Origin of the sequence: Calditerricola satsumensis (genome assembly GCF_014646935.1) — a bacterium.
Lineage (GTDB): Bacteria > Bacillota > Bacilli > Calditerricolales > Calditerricolaceae > Calditerricola > Calditerricola satsumensis.
The window spans coordinates 1-19,717 of the sequence record NZ_BMOF01000027.1 but is presented as its reverse complement, the minus strand read 5'-3'; the positions used below and the strand labels follow the sequence as shown (position 1 = coordinate 19,717).

The 19,717-nt window shown below is 62.8% G+C and carries 17 protein-coding genes and 2 pseudogenes; 14 read left to right on the top strand and 5 right to left on the bottom strand.

The window, feature by feature from the left end; all coding sequences use genetic code 11:
• The first annotated feature begins 30 nt into the window (after positions 1-30).
• From queA to yajC, 3 genes are all read left to right on the top strand, one after another.
• Positions 31-1,062, top strand: coding sequence for a tRNA preQ1(34) S-adenosylmethionine ribosyltransferase-isomerase QueA (gene queA / locus IEX61_RS07430; protein ID WP_188817397.1), 1,032 nt, complete (start codon positions 31-33; stop codon positions 1,060-1,062).
• Positions 1,063-1,125: 63 nt separating this feature from the next.
• The gene (tgt, locus tag IEX61_RS07425) at positions 1,126-2,256 is read left to right on the top strand and encodes a tRNA guanosine(34) transglycosylase Tgt (RefSeq protein ID WP_188817395.1); all 1,131 of its coding nucleotides are present in this window, start codon (positions 1,126-1,128) and stop codon (positions 2,254-2,256) included.
• Positions 2,257-2,285: 29 nt separating this feature from the next.
• The gene (gene yajC, locus IEX61_RS07420; protein ID WP_054669244.1) at positions 2,286-2,588 is read left to right on the top strand and encodes a preprotein translocase subunit YajC; all 303 of its coding nucleotides are present in this window, start codon (positions 2,286-2,288) and stop codon (positions 2,586-2,588) included.
• A gap of 80 nt (positions 2,589-2,668) precedes the next feature.
• On the opposite strand, the gene IEX61_RS07415 is transcribed toward yajC, so the two are convergent.
• Positions 2,669-3,487: a phosphatase PAP2 family protein gene (locus IEX61_RS07415; protein WP_054669246.1), complete on the bottom strand. Its 819-nt coding sequence runs from the start codon at positions 3,485-3,487 to the stop codon at positions 2,669-2,671.
• Between the two features lie 106 nt (positions 3,488-3,593).
• Positions 3,594-3,965 (bottom strand): TIGR04086 family membrane protein, encoded by a 372-nt coding sequence (locus IEX61_RS07410; protein WP_054669247.1) that lies wholly within the window; start codon positions 3,963-3,965, stop codon positions 3,594-3,596.
• A gap of 136 nt (positions 3,966-4,101) precedes the next feature.
• Between IEX61_RS07410 and IEX61_RS07405 the strand changes: the two genes are divergently transcribed.
• The 4 genes and pseudogenes from IEX61_RS07405 to IEX61_RS07395 all read left to right on the top strand — a co-directional run bounded on the left by IEX61_RS07405 (position 4,102) and on the right by IEX61_RS07395 (position 6,351).
• Complete coding sequence (locus IEX61_RS07405) at positions 4,102-4,275, top strand: hypothetical protein (RefSeq protein WP_157057625.1); 174 nt, start codon at positions 4,102-4,104, stop codon at positions 4,273-4,275.
• 26 nt (positions 4,276-4,301) lie between these two features.
• Positions 4,302-4,522: pseudogene (locus tag IEX61_RS12475) on the top strand (SLC13 family permease); the annotation flags it as partial.
• 83 nt (positions 4,523-4,605) lie between these two features.
• Positions 4,606-5,586 carry a magnesium/cobalt transporter CorA gene (corA, locus tag IEX61_RS07400; RefSeq protein ID WP_054669249.1) on the top strand — a complete coding sequence of 327 codons (981 nt, stop codon included), beginning with the start codon at positions 4,606-4,608 and terminating at the stop codon, positions 5,584-5,586.
• Positions 5,587-5,664: 78 nt separating this feature from the next.
• Positions 5,665-6,351 carry a DUF421 domain-containing protein gene (locus IEX61_RS07395; protein ID WP_188817393.1) on the top strand — a complete coding sequence of 229 codons (687 nt, stop codon included), beginning with the start codon at positions 5,665-5,667 and terminating at the stop codon, positions 6,349-6,351.
• Positions 6,352-6,382: 31 nt separating this feature from the next.
• Here the strand turns inward: IEX61_RS07395 and spoVB are convergent, their stop codons facing one another.
• Complete coding sequence (gene spoVB / locus IEX61_RS07390; protein ID WP_229725770.1) at positions 6,383-8,005, bottom strand: stage V sporulation protein B; 1,623 nt, start codon at positions 8,003-8,005, stop codon at positions 6,383-6,385.
• A gap of 86 nt (positions 8,006-8,091) precedes the next feature.
• Between spoVB and IEX61_RS07385 the strand changes: the two genes are divergently transcribed.
• On the top strand, positions 8,092-8,376 hold the full coding sequence (locus tag IEX61_RS07385; protein WP_054669255.1) for a post-transcriptional regulator: 285 nt from the start codon (positions 8,092-8,094) through the stop codon (positions 8,374-8,376).
• An 88-nt stretch (positions 8,377-8,464) separates the two neighbouring features.
• Here the strand turns inward: IEX61_RS07385 and IEX61_RS07380 are convergent, their stop codons facing one another.
• Entirely contained in the window at positions 8,465-9,088 is a 624-nt protein-coding gene (locus IEX61_RS07380) for a DedA family protein (RefSeq protein ID WP_229725769.1), read from the bottom strand.
• A 219-nt stretch (positions 9,089-9,307) separates the two neighbouring features.
• Between IEX61_RS07380 and secD the strand changes: the two are divergent.
• The 6 genes and pseudogenes from secD to dtd all read left to right on the top strand — a co-directional run bounded on the left by secD (position 9,308) and on the right by dtd (position 18,338).
• Positions 9,308-11,483: pseudogene (gene secD, locus IEX61_RS12815) on the top strand (protein translocase subunit SecD).
• A gap of 110 nt (positions 11,484-11,593) precedes the next feature.
• Entirely contained in the window at positions 11,594-12,613 is a 1,020-nt protein-coding gene (locus IEX61_RS07370; protein WP_229725767.1) for a cation diffusion facilitator family transporter, read from the top strand.
• 5 nt (positions 12,614-12,618) lie between these two features.
• A complete protein-coding gene (recJ, locus tag IEX61_RS07365; RefSeq protein WP_188817389.1) occupies positions 12,619-15,024 on the top strand; it encodes a single-stranded-DNA-specific exonuclease RecJ in 2,406 nt (801 codons plus the stop codon).
• Positions 15,008-15,526, top strand: coding sequence for an adenine phosphoribosyltransferase (locus tag IEX61_RS07360; protein ID WP_373277068.1), 519 nt, complete (start codon positions 15,008-15,010; stop codon positions 15,524-15,526). Before recJ ends, IEX61_RS07360 begins: the two co-directional genes overlap by 17 nt.
• Before the next feature lie 149 nt (positions 15,527-15,675).
• Positions 15,676-17,829 carry a RelA/SpoT family protein gene (locus tag IEX61_RS07355; RefSeq protein ID WP_054671271.1) on the top strand — a complete coding sequence of 718 codons (2,154 nt, stop codon included), beginning with the start codon at positions 15,676-15,678 and terminating at the stop codon, positions 17,827-17,829.
• 56 nt (positions 17,830-17,885) lie between these two features.
• Positions 17,886-18,338, top strand: a complete 453-nt coding sequence (gene dtd / locus IEX61_RS07350) for a D-aminoacyl-tRNA deacylase (protein WP_054671267.1) — start codon at positions 17,886-17,888, stop codon at positions 18,336-18,338.
• 235 nt (positions 18,339-18,573) lie between these two features.
• On the opposite strand, the gene IEX61_RS07345 is transcribed toward dtd, so the two are convergent.
• A partial coding sequence (locus IEX61_RS07345; RefSeq protein ID WP_188817387.1) for an N-acetylmuramoyl-L-alanine amidase family protein occupies positions 18,574-19,717 on the bottom strand: 1,144 nt, incomplete at its 5' end.

Genomic DNA, 19,717 nt, shown 5'->3' with positions numbered 1-19,717 from the left:
TATACAGAGAAGAGAAAGGAAGGAACGGCGGTGGACATCAAAGACTACGATTTTGATCTTCCCGAAGAACTCGTCGCCCAAACGCCTCTGCCCGACCGGGCGGAGTCGCGCCTTTTGGTTTTGCATCGGGCGACGGGCGAGCTCGAGCACCGCCGCTTTCGGGACGTGATCGAATACCTTCACCCGGGCGATACCTTGGTGCTCAACGATACGCGGGTGATGCCGGCACGCCTGTTCGGGGTCAAAGAGGGGACAGGGGCCAAAATTGAGGTGCTCCTCCTGAAAGACCTTGGGGATGACCGCTGGGAGACGCTGGTCAAACCCGGCAAGCGCGTGCGGCCGGGCACCGTCGTCTCCTTCGGCGACGGGCTCCTGCGGGGCGTCTGCGAAGGAGTGACCGACGCGGGCGGACGCATCTTCCGCTTTCAATACGAGGGCGGCGATTTTCACGCCGTTCTCGAACGGCTTGGCGAAATCCCCCTTCCGCCGTACATCCGCGCCAAGCTGGACGATCCGGAACGCTACCAGACGGTGTATGCGAAAAAGACCGGCTCCGCCGCCGCGCCGACGGCCGGGCTTCACTTCACGCGCGAGCTGCTCGACGCGATTGCCGCCAAGGGCGTCGACATCGCCACCCTCACCCTCCATGTGGGATTGGGCACGTTTCGGCCGGTGACGACCGAGCGCGTGGAGGACCACCGCATGCACGCCGAATATTACGAAGTCAGCGAAGCCTGCGCCGATTTGCTCAACCGCACCCGCGCGCGCGGCGGGCGCATCGTCGCCGTGGGCACGACGACGACGCGTACGCTGGAGACGGTCGCCCAGCGGCACGACGGGCGCTTCGTCGCCGAAAGCGGATGGACGGACATCTTCATTTACCCCGGCTACCGGTTTCGCGCCATCGACGCCCTGATCACCAACTTTCACCTGCCGCGCTCCACCCTGATCTTGCTGGTCAGCGCCTTTGCCGGGCGGGAACGCATCTTGGCCGCCTACCGCGAGGCGATCGCTCGGCGTTACCGGTTCTTCAGCTTTGGCGACGCCATGCTCATCCTTTGAGCGATGGCGTTTGGCTTGGCCTTCGCCGTGGGGTATAATGGAAGATGTTTGGGAGGGACGAGATTGGCCATACGGTTTGAGCTCGTTCACGTCTGCCGGCAAAGCGGGGCGCGCTTGGGGCGCCTCCACACCCCGCACGGCGTGATCGACACGCCGGTGTTCATGCCGGTGGGGACGCTGGCCACGGTAAAGGCGATGACCCCCGAGGAGCTCAAAGCGCTTGGGGCGCAGATCGTGCTCAGCAACACCTATCACCTCTATTTGCGCCCTGGGCCTGACATCGTCCGCGAAGCCGGGGGGCTCCACCGCTTCATGAACTGGGATCGGGCCATCCTCACCGACAGCGGCGGGTTTCAAGTCTTTAGCCTAAGCCCGTTGCGGAAAATTGAGGAAGAAGGGGTCACCTTCCGCTCGCACCTCAGCGGCGAAAAGCTGTTCATGAGCCCCGAAAAGGCCATCGAGATCCAAAACGCCTTGGGGGCCGACATCATCATGGCCTTTGACGAGTGCGCCCCGTACCCGGCGGAGTACGAGTACGTGAAGCAGTCCGTAGCCCGCACGACGCGCTGGGCCCGGCGATGCGTGGCGGCGCACCGGCGCGCCGAGGACCAGGCCCTCTTTGGGATCGTCCAGGGCGGCGTGTACCGCGACCTGCGCGAGCAAAGCGCGCGGGAGCTGGTGGAGCTCGACCTGCCGGGGTATGCGGTGGGCGGCCTGAGCGTGGGCGAGCCCAAAGCGGTGATGTACGAGGTGCTGGAGTACACCGTGCCGCTCTTGCCGGCCGACAAGCCCCGGTACCTGATGGGCGTCGGTTCCCCCGATGCGCTGATCGAAGGCGTGATCCGCGGCATCGACATGTTCGACTGCGTGCTGCCGACGCGCGTGGCGCGCAACGGGACGGTGATGACCACCGAGGGGCGCCTCGTCATCAAAAGCGCGCGGTACGCCCGCGACTTTGGCCCGCTCGACCCCCACTGCAATTGCTATGTGTGCCGGAACTACACGCGGGCGTACATCCGCCACCTGATCAAAGCCGACGAGATCCTCGGCATTCGCCTGACCACCTACCATAACCTGGCGTTTCTCTTAAACCTGATGGCAGAGATTCGCCGGGCGATCCGGGAAGATCGGCTGCTCGACTTCCGCGATGCCTTTTACGCCCGCTATCGGATGGAGGAGGACCGCGCTTTTTAACTTTAACGCGATAGGAGGAGACACGCGCCATGATGCAGTTGGCCCAGCCTGCGGCGCAGCAGGGAAGCTGGCTGTCGTCCATCCTCATGCTGGTGCTGATGTTTGCCATCTTCTACTTCTTGCTCATTCGCCCGCAGCAGAAGCGGCAGAAGCAGCACCAGGCCATGATCGCCGCCCTCAAGAAAGGGGATCGCGTGGTCACGTTTAGCGGCCTGTACGGCACCATTGTCGATTTGACCGAGGACAAGGTGGTCCTGCGGGTCAACGAAAGCACCCGGCTGACCTTTGAGCGCGGTGCGATCAAGGCGGTGCTCAACGAAGAGGAAAAGTGAGCGTTGCGTTTCCCTCCGAGCCGAAGGCTTACCTGTGCAGATGTTGCAGAAAAAGAAACGGCGGGTGCCACACCCGCCGTTTACTGCTTTTCCACATACATTTGCGTTTTTGGCTCGGCCATCGCCGCGTGAGCCAGCCGCTCCGCCGCGCCGGCGGCGAACAGGGCCAAGAGCAGGCCCGCCGTCATGTCGGACAGCCAGTGAATGCCGAGGTAGAAGATCGAGAAGATGATCACCCCGGCGCAAAGGCCAAGCAGGCGCGCAAAGCGCACGTAACCGCAGCGCGACGCAACAAGGGCCAACGTCACCGACAGCGAGGTGTGCAAACTGGGGAAGCAGTTGTCCAAGCCGGACATCGGCCGGTATTCCGTTTCGAACCCCGGATACACCTGGGGGATGAGAAACGCCACCTTTGGATGATAGGCCCAAACCTCTACAACGGGAAAGAAAAGGTAAAAGGGAATGGCGACGAGATAGTTCAACATCAAGGCATAGGTTAGGGTCAGAAAGGCCTTGAGGTGGCGCGTCTGGGAATAGACGAGCAGCGACGAAACGATCATCGCGATCAAAACAACCACGTAGAAGTACGTCAAGACGTAGGTCAAAACGGGGTGCTCAAAAAGCCGTTGCACCCAGTAGACGAAGTCGCCCTCAACAGAGTAGATCAGGGGGGTGAAGTCGACGGGAACGTTCATCTCCTGTTCCAGCTTCTGCTCCATCTTGTTCAAGACCAAGAGCACCAGCATGGCCAGAAAATGCAGGCGCACGATGCGGCTGGTGCGCAGGTCTCGAAGAAATTGGCCGGCGGCGGCAAACGGCTGCCGACCGGTGGCGTACCATGTGAAAACCGCTGTTGTTGTGGCGATGGCAAAAAGGTTAAACCACAGGTTAAACGTCAAAGGATCACCCCCTATCGTCGCAATCCCCACTATTACTATACCATATTCGCGGTAGCGTTCTGAGGGGGCTGTTGGAAAACCGCTCGCGTGGCAAAAACGGACGCCGTCAATTTCGCGAAAGATTGACGCCCAGGATGCCGCCCAAGGCGGCGCAGAGGAAGGCCATCACGAGAAACCACAGGGTGGCCGCGTTGAACGAGGCGTCAAACCCCAAAAAGCCAATGATCCAGATCAGCGTGCCGTAAAGCAGGCCGGTCATTCCGCCGTAGTACCATCCGCGCTGCCCGCTGTGCCGCCCCGACACGAATCCCCCGATCAGCAGCGCAATGGCCGAGGTGCCATACGTCCAGTACGAAAGGGTTTGCTCGCTCACGCTGGTGAAGCGCAGGACCGTCGCCGTCAGCAGCGATCCGGCAAAGACGAGCAGCGTGGCAACGAAGAGCCCCCAGCCGATCGACGAAAACGGAGAAGGCCGCATCCTCTCTCCCCCTGTCCGTATACTTTCCACCTCATCCTTATGACGAGCCGGAGGCGATCATGCCGTTTTGCTTCGTGGACGAGGCTTCTTCCGCTCTATATAATGAAGAAGGAAACGCGCGGAAGGAGCGAACGACGTGGAACACGTGCTGTCTACGACCGTTCCGACCTGGAAACTCTTCCTGGCTCTGGTGTTCTTTTCGGTGACGTATCTCATCATCATCACGGAGTTTCGCAATCGGGCCGTGGCCGCGCTGGAAGCGCGACGGGCGTCATCCTTACGGGCGTGTTGCCGTTTGACGAGGCTCTAGCCACGTAAATCGAATGGAAGACCCTCGCGGCCGTCATCGCCATGGCCGGCGCCACCCTCCTCTTGCTCATCGGGGTGGATGAACGGGACGTGGAAAAGGCTCCACAGCGTCGAGTGGGTGTCGATTTTCTTTTTTGTGGGTCTGTTCGTCCTTGTGGGTTCCCTGCAACACGTCGGCGTTCGTCGACAACATTCCCTTCGTGGCGACGATGATGCCGCTGATTCAGGATTTGGGGCACGGGATGGGGACCTGTACCTGTGGTTGCGCTACTTTCTCATAGGCGGTTCGTGAGCGGCCTCGCGAACCGGCTGGAACGAAAGGAGGGCCACCGTGATCAAAACGTACTTTTACAACCATTCCGAACGGCGGATGGAACACGACGTTGACCTTGACCGCATGCACACCTTTTTGAAATCCCCGGAAGACCTTCTCTGGATCGACCTGTACGATGTGGGCAACGATGAGCTCCAGTACATCGCGAAATTGTTCGACTTCCACCCGTTGACCATCGAAGACTGCCTGCATGTCAGCCCGCGGGCCAAGGTGGATCAATACGACGGCTACTGGTTTTTTGTGCTGCACGCCCTGCGGTACAACGAAGAAAGCGAAGAAGAGGTGACCACGCTGGAGCTGAACGTCTTCCTCGGCCCCAACTACCTGGTCACCATCCACAAGACGCCGATGCCCACCATCGGCCGGATTGCCGCGGCGTGCCACCGGAGCATCGAGTACATGAACAAAGGCCCCGACTATCTGCTCTACTGCATCGTCGACGGCATCACCGACGAGTACTTTCCCATTCTCGAACGCATCAGCGTGCGCATTGATGAGCTGGAGGACGAGATCTACGAGCACGACGACGTGGAGGAAATCACGGAGGAGTTTCTCGCGATCAAGCGGACGCTCATCCTCATCCGCCGCGTCATCCTTCCGCAGCGGTGGGTGTTTAAGGATGTAAACGGAAGATGGACGTTTCCCATTCGCGAGGAAAACATCCCCTTTTACACCGATCTGATTGATCACCTCGAGCGCATCGTTGACGCGACGGAGACCAACCGCGACCTGGTGAACCGCGCCTTAGAGACGTACAATTCGATCATCAATGCGCGCACGCAAGAAATCATGCGCGTGCTGACCATCATTTCGACGATCATGCTCCCGCTCACCTTTGTTACCGGCGTTTTTGGGATGAACGTCACCTTCCCCTTCATTCGCGAGGGCTCGCTGTGGCCGTTTTTCGTCATCGTGTTCTTCATGGCGGCCGTGGCCGGCTGCATGCTGTACGCGTTTAAAAAACGACGCTGGTTGTGATGGAGAAGGTTTACGGGAATAGGGCATGGCGCGCCGGTGACACTATGGGTACCGCAAAGTCGAAGGAGAACGGTCGCCATGGACCTGTTCATCATTTTCCTGCGCACGCTGCTCATTTATTTTTTTATCTTGGCGATCATGCGCGTGATGGGGAAGCGGGAGATCGGCAAGCTGTCGGTCTTTGACTTTGTCGTCTCCATCATGATCGCCGAGATTGCCGTCATCGTCATCGAGGACACCAAGCGGCCGTTCGTCAACGGCCTTGTTCCCATCGCCACGCTGGTGGCGGTGCAGATCCTCATGGCGTACGCGTCGCTCAAGAGCGAACGGCTGCGCCATCTGGTGGACGGAAAACCGGTGGTTCTCGTCGAGCACGGCCAAATTCGGGATCGGGAAATGGCCCGCAACCGCTACAACCTGGACGACTTGCTCATGCAGCTTCGCGAAAAAAACGTGCACAATCTGGCCGACGTCGAATTTGCCATCCTCGAGCCCTCGGGGAAACTCAGCGTGCGGCTCAAGCCGGAAAAGGAGACGCCCACGCGCGAGGAACTGGGCGTCCGTCCCGTTTCGACCGGCGCGCTTCCCCTTCCGCTGATCGTGGACGGGAAGGTGAAGGACGAGAACTTGGCGCAAATTGGCCAGACGCGGTTTTGGCTCAAAAACCAGATCCAGCGTTTTGGGGCCAGGGAGTTTCGCGAAGTGGCCTTTTGCAGCATCGACAGCACCGGCCGCCTGTTTGTCGATTTGAAAGACCCCCGCTGACGCGCAGGCAAGCGCGAACCGAGGCGGGGGTTTAGCGTTTGGGGAAGTACGGCGCCAGAACGTCGCCGATCCACGGGATGCGCTGGATATCTTGCCGGCCGAGGACGCGCAGCCAGACAAGCAGCACGGTGTAGACGAGCAAGGCCAGCGCGCCGGTGGCAAACACCCGGCCGCCGAGGGAAAGGCCGGCAAACCACGCGTCGTAGGCATAGCGGGCGATGTACCCCATGAGCAGCAGGGCCAGGCCGGTTTTCCCATAGTCGCGCAGGGCAAGGGTGAGGCTGAGGGTGCGGGCCAAGCTGGAGAGGTGCAGCAGCGTGACGAGGACCATGCCGATGTTGATGGCGATGGCCACGCCGTCAATGCCCAGGCGCGGCTGGGTGGCAAAGGCGAAGATGGCCGCCGTCTTCACCACGGCGCCGATGATCGAGTTGCGCATCGCCTCGCGGGCCCGGTCAAGGCCCTGCAAGGCGGCGGACAGCGGACCCTGCACGTACAAGAACAGGGAGAAGGGGGCCATGATTTCGAGCAGGCGGCCCACCTCCGGCGCCCGCCACAACAGGTCGCACAGCGGACGGGCCAACACGTAGAGGAGGACGGCGCACGGCCCGCCGATGACGATCGACAGGCGCAGGGCCTGGTACAACCGCCGGTTGATGAGGGAATAATTGCCTTGGGCGGCGGCTTCCGAAATGGCAGGAACGAGGGAAACGGAGAGCGAATAGGTAATGGCAGTCGGCATCAAGAGAAGGGGAATGGCCATCCCTTCCAGCTGACCGTACAGCGACGTGGCCACCGTCGTGCCGATCCCGGCGATGGCCAGGCTTTGCGTGACGGCAATGGGCTCGATGAAGTACATCGCGTTGCCCACCAGGCGGCTGGCGGTGACGGGAACGGCCACCCGGCTGAGGTCGCTGGCCAGTGTCCAAGAGCGGCGCATGGTTTTGGCGGTGTGGTTCCACCAGGCAAAGCGCTCGTGCCACAGGCTTCGCCGAACGTACAACAGGAGCACGCACAGGCTGCCGAACTCGCCCACCACGACGCCGATCATCGCCCCCATGGCTGCGTACGCCACGCCGTAGGGCTGAAAGGTCCACGCCAGACCGAGCACGGCCACGATGCGAAACGCGGCTTCGGCGATGCTGGACATCGCCGTGGGGACCATGTTTTGCCGCCCCTGAAAGTAGCCGCGAAGGACGGAGGACACGGCGACGATGGGAAGGATGGGGGCAATGCCGACCAGCGGGTAGTAGCTACGCGGGTCGGTTAACAGGTATCGGGAAATGAGAGGGGCGAGGCCGATCATCAGCCCCATCATGGCCAGGCTGAGGACGAGGACGAAGGCCAGCGACAGGCGCAGGGTGTTTTGCATCCGCGCGATGTCGCGGCGGGCCTCGGCTTCGGCCACCACCTTCGAGACGGCAACGTTGAGCCCAAAGGTGGCCAGCGTGATCATCAGGTACAGCGTGGGCGCCGCCATGGTGTACAGGCCCACGCCCTCGGCGCCGATGATGCGCGGCAGCGCGATGCGCGGGATGAAGCCGAGCAGACGGGTGAGGATCCCTGCGCCGATCAGGATGAGCGTTCCCTGGAAAAAGGATTGTTTGCGCAACCCCGCTCCCTTCTTTCCGGTCAAGATCGCCACCTGGTTCACGTATATGCCGTGTCCAATTCCGGGCATGACCCCTTGACCCGGCAAACCGAAGACGCGAGATGTCCAGGGAGGGAAGGAGGGTTGGCATGTCCGCCGAGCGGTCGCCCGTTGGCTACCTCGACCAGTTGGACCAGATCAAGGAGCTGTGCCGCTTAAAAGCGAGCGATTTCGCGCTCATGGGCTACGCGAACATCACGCCGCAGGACATCTGGCGGTGTGTCTCGGAAAGGTACGGGGATTCGTGGCCCCCGCTGCACAAGCTGGTCAACGACATCCTGACGCTCACGCCGACGAAGATGATGAATTGGCTGATGCTGCAGGCGTACAAGGATTCGGCCCCCCGAGACGAGAAGGTTTCGGTGGCGAAATGAGGCGGGCCCCAAAAACGCGACGGCCGGCACGGGTGCGAAACGCCGTGCCGGCCGCTTTGCGCTGCGGCTGCGGTAGGGCGACGGAGGGTCAGGGCTGCGTGCGCGCTTTCCACCATTCCCACACGCCGGGAATGAGGGACAGGACGATCACGACGGCGATGACGTAATGAATGTACTGGTCGATGTTGGGAACGGCTGAGCCGAGCGTGTACCCGGCCAACACCATGCTCCAGACCCACAGGAGGCCACCGAAAATGTTGTAGAAGACGAAGCGGCGGTAGTTCATCGCCGCCGCCCCGGCCACCGCGGGGGCAAAGGTGCGGACGACGGGAACAAAGCGCGCGAGCACGATCGTCTTGGCCCCGTGTTTCTCGTAGAAGGCCTTGGCCCGCTCCAGATGGCGGCGCTTGAAAAAGCGGGAATCTTCGCGCCGAAAGAGGGCCTGGCCGGTGGCGCGGCCGATGGAATACCCGACTTGATCACCCACAATGGCGCACAGCGATCCGAACACCAGGAGGGCGCCCAGGTCCAGGTGCCCGGCGGCGGCGAAGATGCCGGCGGTGACGAGCAGCGAATCGCCGGGGAGGAAAAAGCCGATGAACAGACCGGTTTCCACAAACAGAATGAGGCAGATGAGGGCAAGGCCACCCCACTGGATCAGGCTCTTCACGTCGTACAGCTGATGCATCAGGTCGACCAGGGCCTCAATCACGTTGGCTTCGCTCCTTTTCTTCGGGATTGGGCGTACGGGCCGTGTTCGTTCACCCCCTGTTCGTTCACCATTATACTCGATGACGCGATGCACACATGCTGTTCGCGGACCCTCGGCGGCGTGGGCCGCGGGTTTCTACCGTTTTTCGGCAGATTGTGCTACACTAAGGACGGTTGTTCGAGGGATGTCCCGTGTCATGCGAGGGGGAATCGTCGACCGATGAAGCGCGTTCGTTCCTTGCTGTCGTTTTTTCTTGCTGTCGCGTTGACCGCCGGGATCATCGGCGTGTTTACCGACGATGTGCTTGCCGACGTGAAATTGGGCCTGGATCTGCGCGGGGGCTTCGAGATCCTGTACGAGGCAAAGCCGCTTGAGGAAGGGCAGGCGATCACCCGCGACACGCTGGCGGCGACAGTGGCGGCCATTGACCGGCGCGTGAACGTTCTGGGTGTAGCGGAACCGGATATTTCGATCGAAGGGTCGAACCGCATCCGCGTCAAGCTGGCGGGCGTCTTCGATCAGGACAAGGCCCGGGAGATCATCGGCAGGACGGCCGAGCTGCGCTTTGTGGACATCAATGGGAACGTGGTGATGACCGGGGCCGACCTGAAGGAGAACGGCGCCCGGCCCGACTTCGACCAGTACAACCGGCCGATCGTCACGCTGGAGCTGAAGGATGCCAAAAAGTTTGAGGAGATCACGCGCCAAAACGTGGGCAAGCCCTTGGCCATCTACCTTGATCAGGAGCTGATCTCCAATCCGAGGGTTGAGCAGGTTATTCCCGGCGGGACGGCGATGATCACCGGCCTGGAAAGCGTCGAAGAGGCGCGCGAGCTGGCCGCCCTGCTTAACGCCGGGGCATTGCCGGTGAAGCTGGAAGAGGTCTATGCCAACACCGTCGGGCCACGCCTGGGGGAAGAAGCGCTGGAGAAGACGCTCCGCGCTGGCGTTGTCGGCACGGCGCTCGTGGTGCTGTTCATGATCGGCTTCTACCGCATGCCGGGGGTCGTGTCCGTTATCGCTCTGGCCGCCTACATCTTTCTCATCCTGCGCGCCTTCACGTGGATGAACGCCACGCTGACCCTGCCGGGCATCGCCGGGATCATCCTCGGCATTGGCATGGCCGTCGATGCCAACATCATCACCGCCGAGCGCATCAAGGACGAGATCCGCGCCGGCAAGTCGATCCTCTCCGCCTTGCGCAGCGGGACGCGGCGCTCCCTCGTCACCATCGTCGACGCCAACCTGACGACGATCCTGGCGGCGGCGGTGCTGTTCTTCTTTGGAACGAGCGCCGTGCAGGGCTTTGCCATCACCTTGATCATCAGCATCCTCGTCAGCATGCTGACGGCGGTGTTGGGGTCGCGCCTGATGCTGAACTGGCTGGTCCGCGGCGGGGTGGGCCAATCGCCGGGGTATTTCGGCGTGAGGGAGCGTGACATCCGTGAGCTCTAACCAACGAAAACACAGCGACCTCTTTGCCTATCGGTACGATTTCATCAAGTACCGCCGCGTCTCCTTTCTCGTGTCCGGGATCCTGCTGGCGCTCGGGCTCGTTGTCCTCTTCGTCTTCGGGTTGAAACTGGGCGTCGACTTCCAGGCCGGCACGCGCATCGAGGTGGACGCCGGTAAACCGGTCGATGCCCAGCGGGTGGTCGAGGCGGCCGCGGCAGCGCTGGGCGGGCTTAAGCCGGCGGCCGTGGAGACGGGGGGCGAAGGCGAGCGCGTCGTGCTGCGCTACGCCGAAACGTTGACGAAGGACCAGATTGCCGCCCTGCGGAAAGGGATCGCCGAAGCCCTGGTGAGCGAGGCGAGCTTTACCGAGAGCACCGTCGATCCGCTCTACGCCCGGGAGCTGGCCCGAAAGGCGGCCTATGCCGTGCTGATTGCCTCCGTCGGCATCGCCTTGTATGTGATGCTGCGCTTTGAATACCGTTTTGCCGTTGCCGCTCTCGTGGCCCTGTTTCACGACGCGTTCATGACCATTGCCGCCTTTTCGCTGCTGCGGCTGGAAGTGGACCTCCCGTTCATCGCCGCGGTGCTGACCATCTTGGGGTATTCCATCAACGACACGATCGTGATCTTCGACCGCATTCGCGAGAACTTGAAATTCGCCCAGCGACTGAAAACGGCGGAGGACCTGGCGCGCCTGGTCAACGCCAGCTTGAACCAAACCCTGACCCGCTCGATCAACACGGTGCTGACGGTGCTGTTTACCGCCGTGGCCCTCTTCTTCCTCGGCGGGGAGGGGATCCGCAACTTCTCCCTCGCCCTGATCATCGGTCTGGTCTCGGGGACGTACTCGTCCATCTTCATCGCCAGCCAGATCTGGTACGAATGGAAAGTGCGCGAGCTGCGTCGCCCGCGGGCCAAGGCCGTGGAAAATGCTTCGTGACGTGGTATACTAAAAGCGAATTTACCAGCTTTTTGACCGCGGGAGACCCCCGCGGTTTTCGATTTCCGTTCGCCCTGTGGCGGCGACCGTGGGGATATGGGGTGGGTGGCGTGACGACAGAAGGGCGCTTTCGCCTGGCGAGCCGGATGGCGGTCCTGGGCATCGGCGCGAATGTGCTCCTGGCCGTGGTCAAGGGGATTGTCGGCGTGTGGGCGGGCAGCCGCGCCCTGATCGCCGACGCCGTCAACTCGGCCACCGATGTCGTCGGATCGCTGGCCGTGTGGATTGGCCTGCGCATGGCCCGCCAGCCGCCCGACGAAGACCATCCTTACGGCCACGGCAAGGCGGAACCCGTGGCGGCGATCATCGTCTCGGTCCTCGTGCTGGTGGTGGGGATCGAGATCGCTCGCTCGTCGGTGACGGCCTTATTCCGTCCGATGGACGCGCCGGGCGTGGCTGCGGCCATTGTGGCGGCGGCCACGGTGGTCCTCAAGGAGGCCCTGTACCGGATCACGCTCCGGTTCGGGCGACGGCTGAACAGCCACGCCCTCCTGGCGAACGCTCTGGACCACCGGTCCGATGCTCTGGCCAGCAGCGCCGTGCTTCTTGGTGTGGGCGGCGCGATCGCCGGGGAGCGCCTGGGGCTGCCGCAATTGGCCCACCTTGATCCGGTGGCGGGGCTCGTCGTCGCCCTGTTCGTGCTGCGCACGGCCTACCGGATGCTGAACGAAGCCGTTCACAACACGATCGACCACGTGCTGCACGCGGAGGATGCCCAGGAGCTGGTCGAGGCGGTCAAGCGGGTTCCGGGCGTCCTGCGGGTCGACGAGCTCCTGGCTCGGGAGCATGGCCATTACGTCGTCGTCGACGTGAAGATTGCCGTCGACGGGCGGTTGACCGTGGAAGAGGGGCACGAGATTGCCAAGGCGGTGAAGGCGCGGCTCGTTGAGGAGTTTGCCCACGTGCGTGACGCCTTGGTCCACGTCAACCCCTTTCCCCGGAAATGTTCGGATTTCGAAGGCGAAAGAGCCCGCGATGACCGCAATACAGCGGGTGATCACGCTGCAAATTCGAACGTTTACACCACCCCATCCATCTCGTATAATGAAAGCGGTCCAATCAAGGAGTGAATCGCGTGCTGAAGCCGAAGACGCGGTGGCGCATGCGGCCGTACGATGAGCAGGCGGCTCGGGATCTGGCGCAGCGGTGCGGTTTGCCGGCTCTGGTGGCGCGCCTGCTTGTCCAGCGGGGGATCACCGATCCCGATGAGGCGGAGCGCTTCCTCAACCCGACCCCGGACCACTTTCACGACCCGTTCAACCTTGACGGCATGGAACGGGCTGTGGCCCGCATCCGCAGGGCCATTGCGGGGGGCGAGCCCATCCTCATCTACGGCGACTACGATGCGGACGGCGTCACCAGCACGGCGCTCATGGTGCATCTCCTGCGCATGCTGGGCGCGCGGTTCGACTATTATGTACCCAACCGCTTTACCGAAGGGTATGGCTTGCATCCGCAGGCGATCGAATGGGCCGCCGAACAGGGGTTTCGCCTCCTCGTGACCGTCGACACGGGCATTACCGCTGTAGAGGCCGTTGCGCTTGCCCGCGCGCGCGGCGTGGACGTCATCATCACCGATCATCACGAACCGCCCGTTGTCCTTCCCGACGCCTATGCCATCATCAATCCGAAAAAGCCCGGTTGTGCGTATCCCTTCGACCAACTGGCCGGCGTCGGCGTGGCCTTTAAGGTGGCCCATGCGCTGCTGGGCCGTCCACCGCTGGAGTTCCTCGACCTCGCCGCGGTGGGGACGATTGCCGACCTGGTGCCGCTGGTGGACGAAAACCGCGTGCTGGCCAAGCTGGGGCTTGCGGCGCTGAACGGCACGAACCGTCCGGGTTTCCGCGCCTTGCTGCGCGTCAGCGGTCTGGAGGGGAAACCCGTCGACGAGGGGCATGTCGGGTTTGCCCTCGGCCCGCGCCTCAACGCCGGCGGGCGGCTGGATTCGGCCGATGATGCGGTGCGCCTTCTCACCACCGACGACCCGGCGGAAGCGGACGCGCTGGCCAAGCGCCTCGACGCGCTGAACCGGCAGCGGCAGGACCTCGTCGAGCGCATCGTTGCCGAGGCGGCGGAGGAGGTGGCCGCCACCTGCGATTGGCCGCGCGATCGCGCCATTGTGGTGGCGCGGGAAGGGTGGAACATCGGTGTGGTGGGCATCGTCGCCTCCAAACTGGTGGAGCGCTTTTATCGCCCCACGGTGGTGCTGTCCATCGACGCGTCGTCGGGGGTGGCCAAGGGATCGGCGCGGAGCATCGAGGGGTTTGACCTGTACCAAGCCCTCTCTACCTGCCGCGACCTGTTTACCCATTTTGGCGGGCATCCCATGGCGGCCGGCCTGACCCTGCCCGCCGATGCCATCCCGCTGCTGCGCGAGCGGTTCAATGCCGTGGCCGGCGCGCGCCTTCAGGACGAGGACCTGGTTCCCGTCACCCATGTGGACGCCGCGTGTGCCCTCTCAGAGGTGACCCTCGAGGCGGTGGAGACGGTGATGCGCCTTTCGCCCTTCGGCGTCGGCAATCCCTTCCCGCGGGTGCACCTCTCCGGCGTGCGCCTGGCCCAGTTTCGGCGCGTGGGGCGGGACGGCCAGCACTTCAAGGCGCTGCTTGCCGACGGCAGCGGCACGCTGGACGCCGTCGGGTTTTCGCTGGGCGAGCTGGCCGACTCGCTCACGCCCGCCGATCGCCTCGACGTGGTCGGGGAGCTGGCCGTCAACGAGTGGAACGGCATGCGGCGTCCGCAACTCATCCTGCGCGATGTGGCGGTGCCCCATGTGCAGGTGTTTGATTGGCGCGGCGTGCCGAATCCCGGGGAAAGGCTGCGCGAGGTGCCCGCTCCCTCGCGCACCGTTGTGTTCGCCTTTGCCGATCGGCACGAGCGGGAGCTGGCCTATGTCCTCGACGTGGTCGGCAGCGGACTGCGCGGCGGCCGCGTGATGCCGGATGGCACGGTGCGGTGGTTCGGCGCGCCGCCCGCGGCCGACGAGGTGGAGCACGTCGTGCTGTACGACCTCCCGACCAACCGGGAAGCGCTGCGCCGTGTGCTGAAGGCGTTTCCACGGCTGAGCCGCGTGTATTGCCTGTTTGGCGCCGATCCGGACAGTGCCTTTGGCGCCTTTCCCGGTCGGGAGGCGTTCAAAGCGGTCTACTGCTGCCTGCCCAGCGGCCAAACGCGGCGGCTTGACGAGACCTTCTTTCGCGCCGTCGCACGCTTTGGGGTCAAGCCGCGCACGGCGCGGTTCATTCTCGAGGTGTTTGCCGAACTCGGCCTGGTGATGAAAGCGGCGGACGGCGTCGTGCGCACGCCCAACCCGCCGCGGCGCCGGCTTTCCGACTCGCGGCGGTACCGCGAGGAGGAAGAGCGGTGCGCCCTCGAGCGCGAATTGGTCTATTCGTCCCAGACGGCGCTGGCGGAGTGGTTTGCCCAGCTGCTGGGCGAGACGGTGAACGAGGAGGCGTTGTGCCATGGCCATCAACTTTAAGGAGAAGATTCGCGTCATTCCCGATTTCCCCGAGCCGGGCATCTTGTTTAAGGACATCACCACGCTGCTCAAGGACGGCCCGGCCTACAAGGCGGCCCTTGACGCCCTGCTTGCCTATGCGCGGGAGAAGAACGCGGAGCTGGTCGTCGGGCCCGAGGCGCGCGGCTTTGTGATCGGCGCGCCGCTCGCCTATGCCCTGGGCGTCGGATTTGTTCCCGTGCGCAAAAAGGGCAAGCTGCCCGCGGAAACGGTGGAGACCAGCTACAACCTGGAGTACGGCAAAGACGTCCTCGCGATGCACAAGGACGCGGTGAAACCGGGACAGCGCGTGCTGATCGCCGACGACCTCTTGGCCACCGGGGGAACCATTTCGGCGACGATCTCCCTCGTCGAGCAGCTGGGCGGGCGCGTGGTCGGGTGCGCCTTCCTCATCGAGCTGACGTACCTGAAGGGCCGCGAGCGGCTCGCCGGGTACGACATCTTCTCGCTGGTCCAATACTGATCAAACGCCGGATCCCATCGGATCGAACGAGCGGCCTGCTTTTGGCAGGTCGCTTCTTTCATTTGAAACCTTTACAACACTCCCGCGAATGGTCAATAATGTACAGTAAAATCACGGTCATTCGGGCTGAACGGAAAAGGTGATCGCCTTTGGGGATTGACGATCTGTTACGGACCGTTCGAACCTACCTGTCGGAAGACGACGTAAACAAAATCGAGCAAGCGTACCAATTTGCGGATAAGGCCCATGCCGGACAGTTCCGCAAGTCAGGCGAGCCCTACATCCATCACCCGGTGGCGGTGGCGTCCATTCTCGCCGATTTGCAGCTGGATGCGGTGACCATTGTTGCCGCGCTTCTCCACGACACGGTGGAAGACACCGCCGTGACGCTCGAGGAGATCCGCGAACGCTTTGGGGACGAAGTGGCCCGCCTGGTTGACGGTGTGACCAAGTTGCGCCGTCTCAAATACCAGTCCAAGGAAGAGCAGCAGGCGGAGAACCACCGCAAGATGCTCGTGGCCATGGCCAAGGACATCCGCGTCATCCTGATCAAGCTGGCCGACCGCCTGCACAACATGCGCACGCTGCAGTACCTTCCGGAGGAAAAACAGAAACGGATCGCCGAGGAGACCCTGGAAATCTTCGCCCCTCTCGCCCACCGACTGGGCATCGCCTCGATCAAATGGGAACTGGAAGACATTGCTCTCCGCTACCTCAATCCCCAGCAGTACTACCGCATCGTCAACCTGATGAAGAAAAAGCGCCAGGAGCGGGAGCAGTACCTGGAGGAAGTGATCGCCAAGCTGCGCGACAAGCTGAACGAGGTGGGCATCAAGGCCGACATTTCCGGGCGGCCCAAACACATTTACAGCATTTACCGCAAGATGGTCACGCAGAACAAGCAATTCAATGAAATCTACGACCTGATCGCCGTACGCGTCATCGTCGACACCGTCCGCGACTGCTATGCCGTGCTGGGGATTGTGCACACGATGTGGAAACCCATGCCCGGGCGGTTTAAGGACTACATCGCCATGCCCAAGCCGAACATGTACCAGTCCCTGCACACCACGGTGATCGGCCCGAACGGCGAACCGATGGAAGTGCAGATCCGCACGTGGGAGATGCACCGCACGGCGGAATACGGCATTGCCGCCCACTGGGCGTACAAGGAAGGGCGGACGAAGCTCGACGATCCCTTTGAGAAGAAGCTGTCGTGGTTCCGCGAGATCCTCGAGTGGCAGCAGGATTTCCGCGACGCCCAGGAATTCCTCGAGTCGCTCAAGGTGGACCTCTTTTCCGACCAGGTGTTCGTCTTCACGCCGAAAGGGGACGTCATCGAGCTCCCCAAAGGCGCGGTGCCCCTCGACTTTGCCTATCGCATCCACACCGAGGTGGGCAACCGCTGCATCGGGGCCAAGGTGAACGGCAAGATTGTGCCCCTCGATTACGAGCTGAAGACGGGCGACATCGTCGAGATTTTGACGTCCAAGCACAGCTACGGGCCCAGCCAGGACTGGCTGAAGATCGCCAAGACCAGCCAGGCGCGCAACAAGATTCGCCAGTGGTTCAAGAAGCAGCGTCGCGAGGAGGCCATCGCCAAGGGGCGGGAGGCGATCGTCTCCGAGCTGGAGAAGCACGGCCCCGAAGCCAAAGAGATGCTGACGAACGAGAACCTTGCCCGCGTGGCCAGCCAGCTCAATTTCCAAAGCGCCGACGACTTGCTGGCCGCGGTGGGGTACGGGGAAATCTCGCCCGGCTCGATCGCCGGTCGCCTGCGGGAGCATCTGCGCCAGGAGCGCGAAGAGACCATCGCTTTACCCGAGGTGCGCGCCCTGCCGCGCAAAAAGCAGGCCGACAACGGGGTGCGCGTGCAGGGGATGGAAAACCTGCTCGTCCGCTTTTCGCGCTGCTGCAATCCTGTTCCGGGTGACGAAATCATCGGCTACGTCACAAGGGGGCGCGGCGTTTCGATTCACCGCAAGGACTGCCCCAACGTGAAGCACGGGTGCGCCCCCGAGCGGCTGTTGCCCGCCGAGTGGGAAGTGGACGCTCCCGACACCTATTACCCGGTGGACATCGAGATCAAGGGCCTCGACCGCCGAGGGCTCCTCAACGAAGTGCTGCAGGCGGTGGCCGAGACGAAGACGAACATCACCGAGGTGCAGGGGCGGACCGACCGCAACCGCCTGGCCAGCATCCACATGACGCTGGCCATCCGCAACCTTGAGCATCTGCATCGGGTCGTCGAGCAGATCAAAAAGGTGCGCGACATCTATGCCGTGCAGCGCGTCATGCAGTAGGGAGCGCGGCTTTTTTATGGGCGGCGTCCGGGACAAGCGGAAGGGAGGACATCCTCATGCGCGTTGTCGTGCAGCGGGTGCGCGATGCGCGGGTCACCGTCGGCGGCGAAACGGTGGGAGCCATCGCGCACGGTCTCTTGCTGCTGGTTGGGTTTACCCACGGGGATAGGGAAGACGACCTGGCCTGGATGGCCGAAAAGGTGGTCCACCTGCGCGTCTTTGAGGACGAGGCGGGCAAGCTGAACCGGTCCTTGCTGGAGGTGGGCGGGGAGATCTTGTCCGTGTCGCAATTTACGCTCTACGGCGATTGCCGGAAGGGGCGCCGGCCCAGCTTTGCGGCCGCGGCGCGGCCGGAGGAGGCGCGGCGTCTGTACGAGAACTTTAACGAGCGGCTGCGCGCGTACGGCGTGCGGGTGGAAACAGGCCGCTTTGGCGCCATGATGGACGTCTCCTTCACCAATGTGGGACCGGTGACGCTGATCCTGGAATCGCCTGCTCGTGAAAGATAGTCCGGTTTTCAACACACCCCCCTCCGGAAGCGGTCCGGAGGGGGGTGTGCGTCTGGCATGGGCGCGGTCAATCGGGTGAAAGTCTCTGAGCCCAGCGAGATACTGGCGACGGGCTCTTTCTCCGCAAAAGAATAAGGCCACCGCTCTCGCCTACGGGCGAGAACGGGGCCTTTTCGTTTCGCCGACTTGTACGCCCGGCTTTGTCAATCCTTGTGTGAGCCGTCCCTCCTCCTCATTACGGCGTCGAAGAATAGGCGACACGGGCAAGGTCCGGTTGGGAATTCGGAGACAGGGCAAAATAGCGAATGAGGCCCTGGACGATGCCCTGTGCAGCACGCGCTTGAAATTCCGGATCGCGCACGAGGCGCTCTTCGTCGGGATGGCTTAAAAAGCCAATCTCCAATAGGATGGCCGGATACGGATTGTTGACGATGACGTAATAATTGGCGCGGCGGACCTGAAGGTCGCGAAGCCCGATGGCGCGCACCAGCTCCTCATGCACCGCCTCGGCCAGCAGGCGTGAGGGCCCGTCTTTGGCGTAAAACGTCATGGTTCCGCGCAGGGTTTGATCGAGCGCCGAGTTGTGGTGGATGCTGATGAACACGTCCCCTTGCACCTTGCGCGCAAAGGCCACGCGCTCGGCCAAGGTGGGGTAGCGGTCGTCTTCTCGCGTCATGAACACTTCGGCTCCCAGGTCTTCCAGGCGCGCCTTTACGAGGTGCGCCACCTGAAGGTTCACCGTTTTTTCCAATGTGCCCAACGTGCGGCCGATGGCACCCGGATCCTGACCGCCGTGACCGGGGTCGAGGATGATGCGTTTTCCGCGCAGGATGGCTTGCGGATCGTTCGACGCCGGTGGCGGTTCTGTTCCCGGCGCGCTGATCGGCTGTGGCTTCGGCGTGGCGGGCGCCGGAGGTGGCGATGGTGCGGGCAAGATGGACGTCGACGTTTCGACGCGCAGGTACGCGCTTGCGACCCAGCCTATCAGGTTTCCTGCTTGAACGCGCCACCAGCTGCCGAGTTGCTCGAGGACCGTGACCCGCGTGCCTTTGGGGATGGAGCGGATCACGGCGTACTGGGTGCCGGGTCCGCTGCGGACGTTGAGGCTTGAGGCGGTAACGGTGGCGGTTTTGGCGGTCGCAGATGTCCCGCCCGCTGGCGGTTGTTTGGCGCTCCCTTGTGAAGGGGCTGTAGGATGGACCGGGCGCACGTACTGGGCGGATACCCATCCGGTGCGGCCGTTGGGCAGGCGGACCTGCAGCCAGCCGGCCTGCTTTTTTTGCACCGTCAGGCGGGTGTTGCGCTTTACCTGGCTAATGATGGCGTAGTTGGTGCCCGGCCCGGAGCGCACGTTGAGGACGGAGGCGGTCACCGCGACG

Excerpts from the sequence above, each read along its gene's own strand:
- dtd (WP_054671267.1), top strand. The coding sequence starts at position 17,886 with ATGCGCGTTGTCGTGCAGCGGGTGCGCGATGCGCGGGTCACCGTCGGC.
- IEX61_RS07385 (WP_054669255.1), top strand. The coding sequence starts at position 8,092 with ATGTCCGCCGAGCGGTCGCCCGTTGGCTACCTCGACCAGTTGGACCAG.
- yajC (WP_054669244.1), top strand. The coding sequence starts at position 2,286 with ATGATGCAGTTGGCCCAGCCTGCGGCGCAGCAGGGAAGCTGGCTGTCG.
- IEX61_RS07410 (WP_054669247.1), bottom strand. The coding sequence starts at position 3,965 with ATGCGGCCTTCTCCGTTTTCGTCGATCGGCTGGGGGCTCTTCGTTGCC.
- IEX61_RS07360 (WP_373277068.1), top strand. The coding sequence starts at position 15,008 with ATGGCCATCAACTTTAAGGAGAAGATTCGCGTCATTCCCGATTTCCCC.
- IEX61_RS07395 (WP_188817393.1), top strand. The coding sequence starts at position 5,665 with ATGGACCTGTTCATCATTTTCCTGCGCACGCTGCTCATTTATTTTTTT.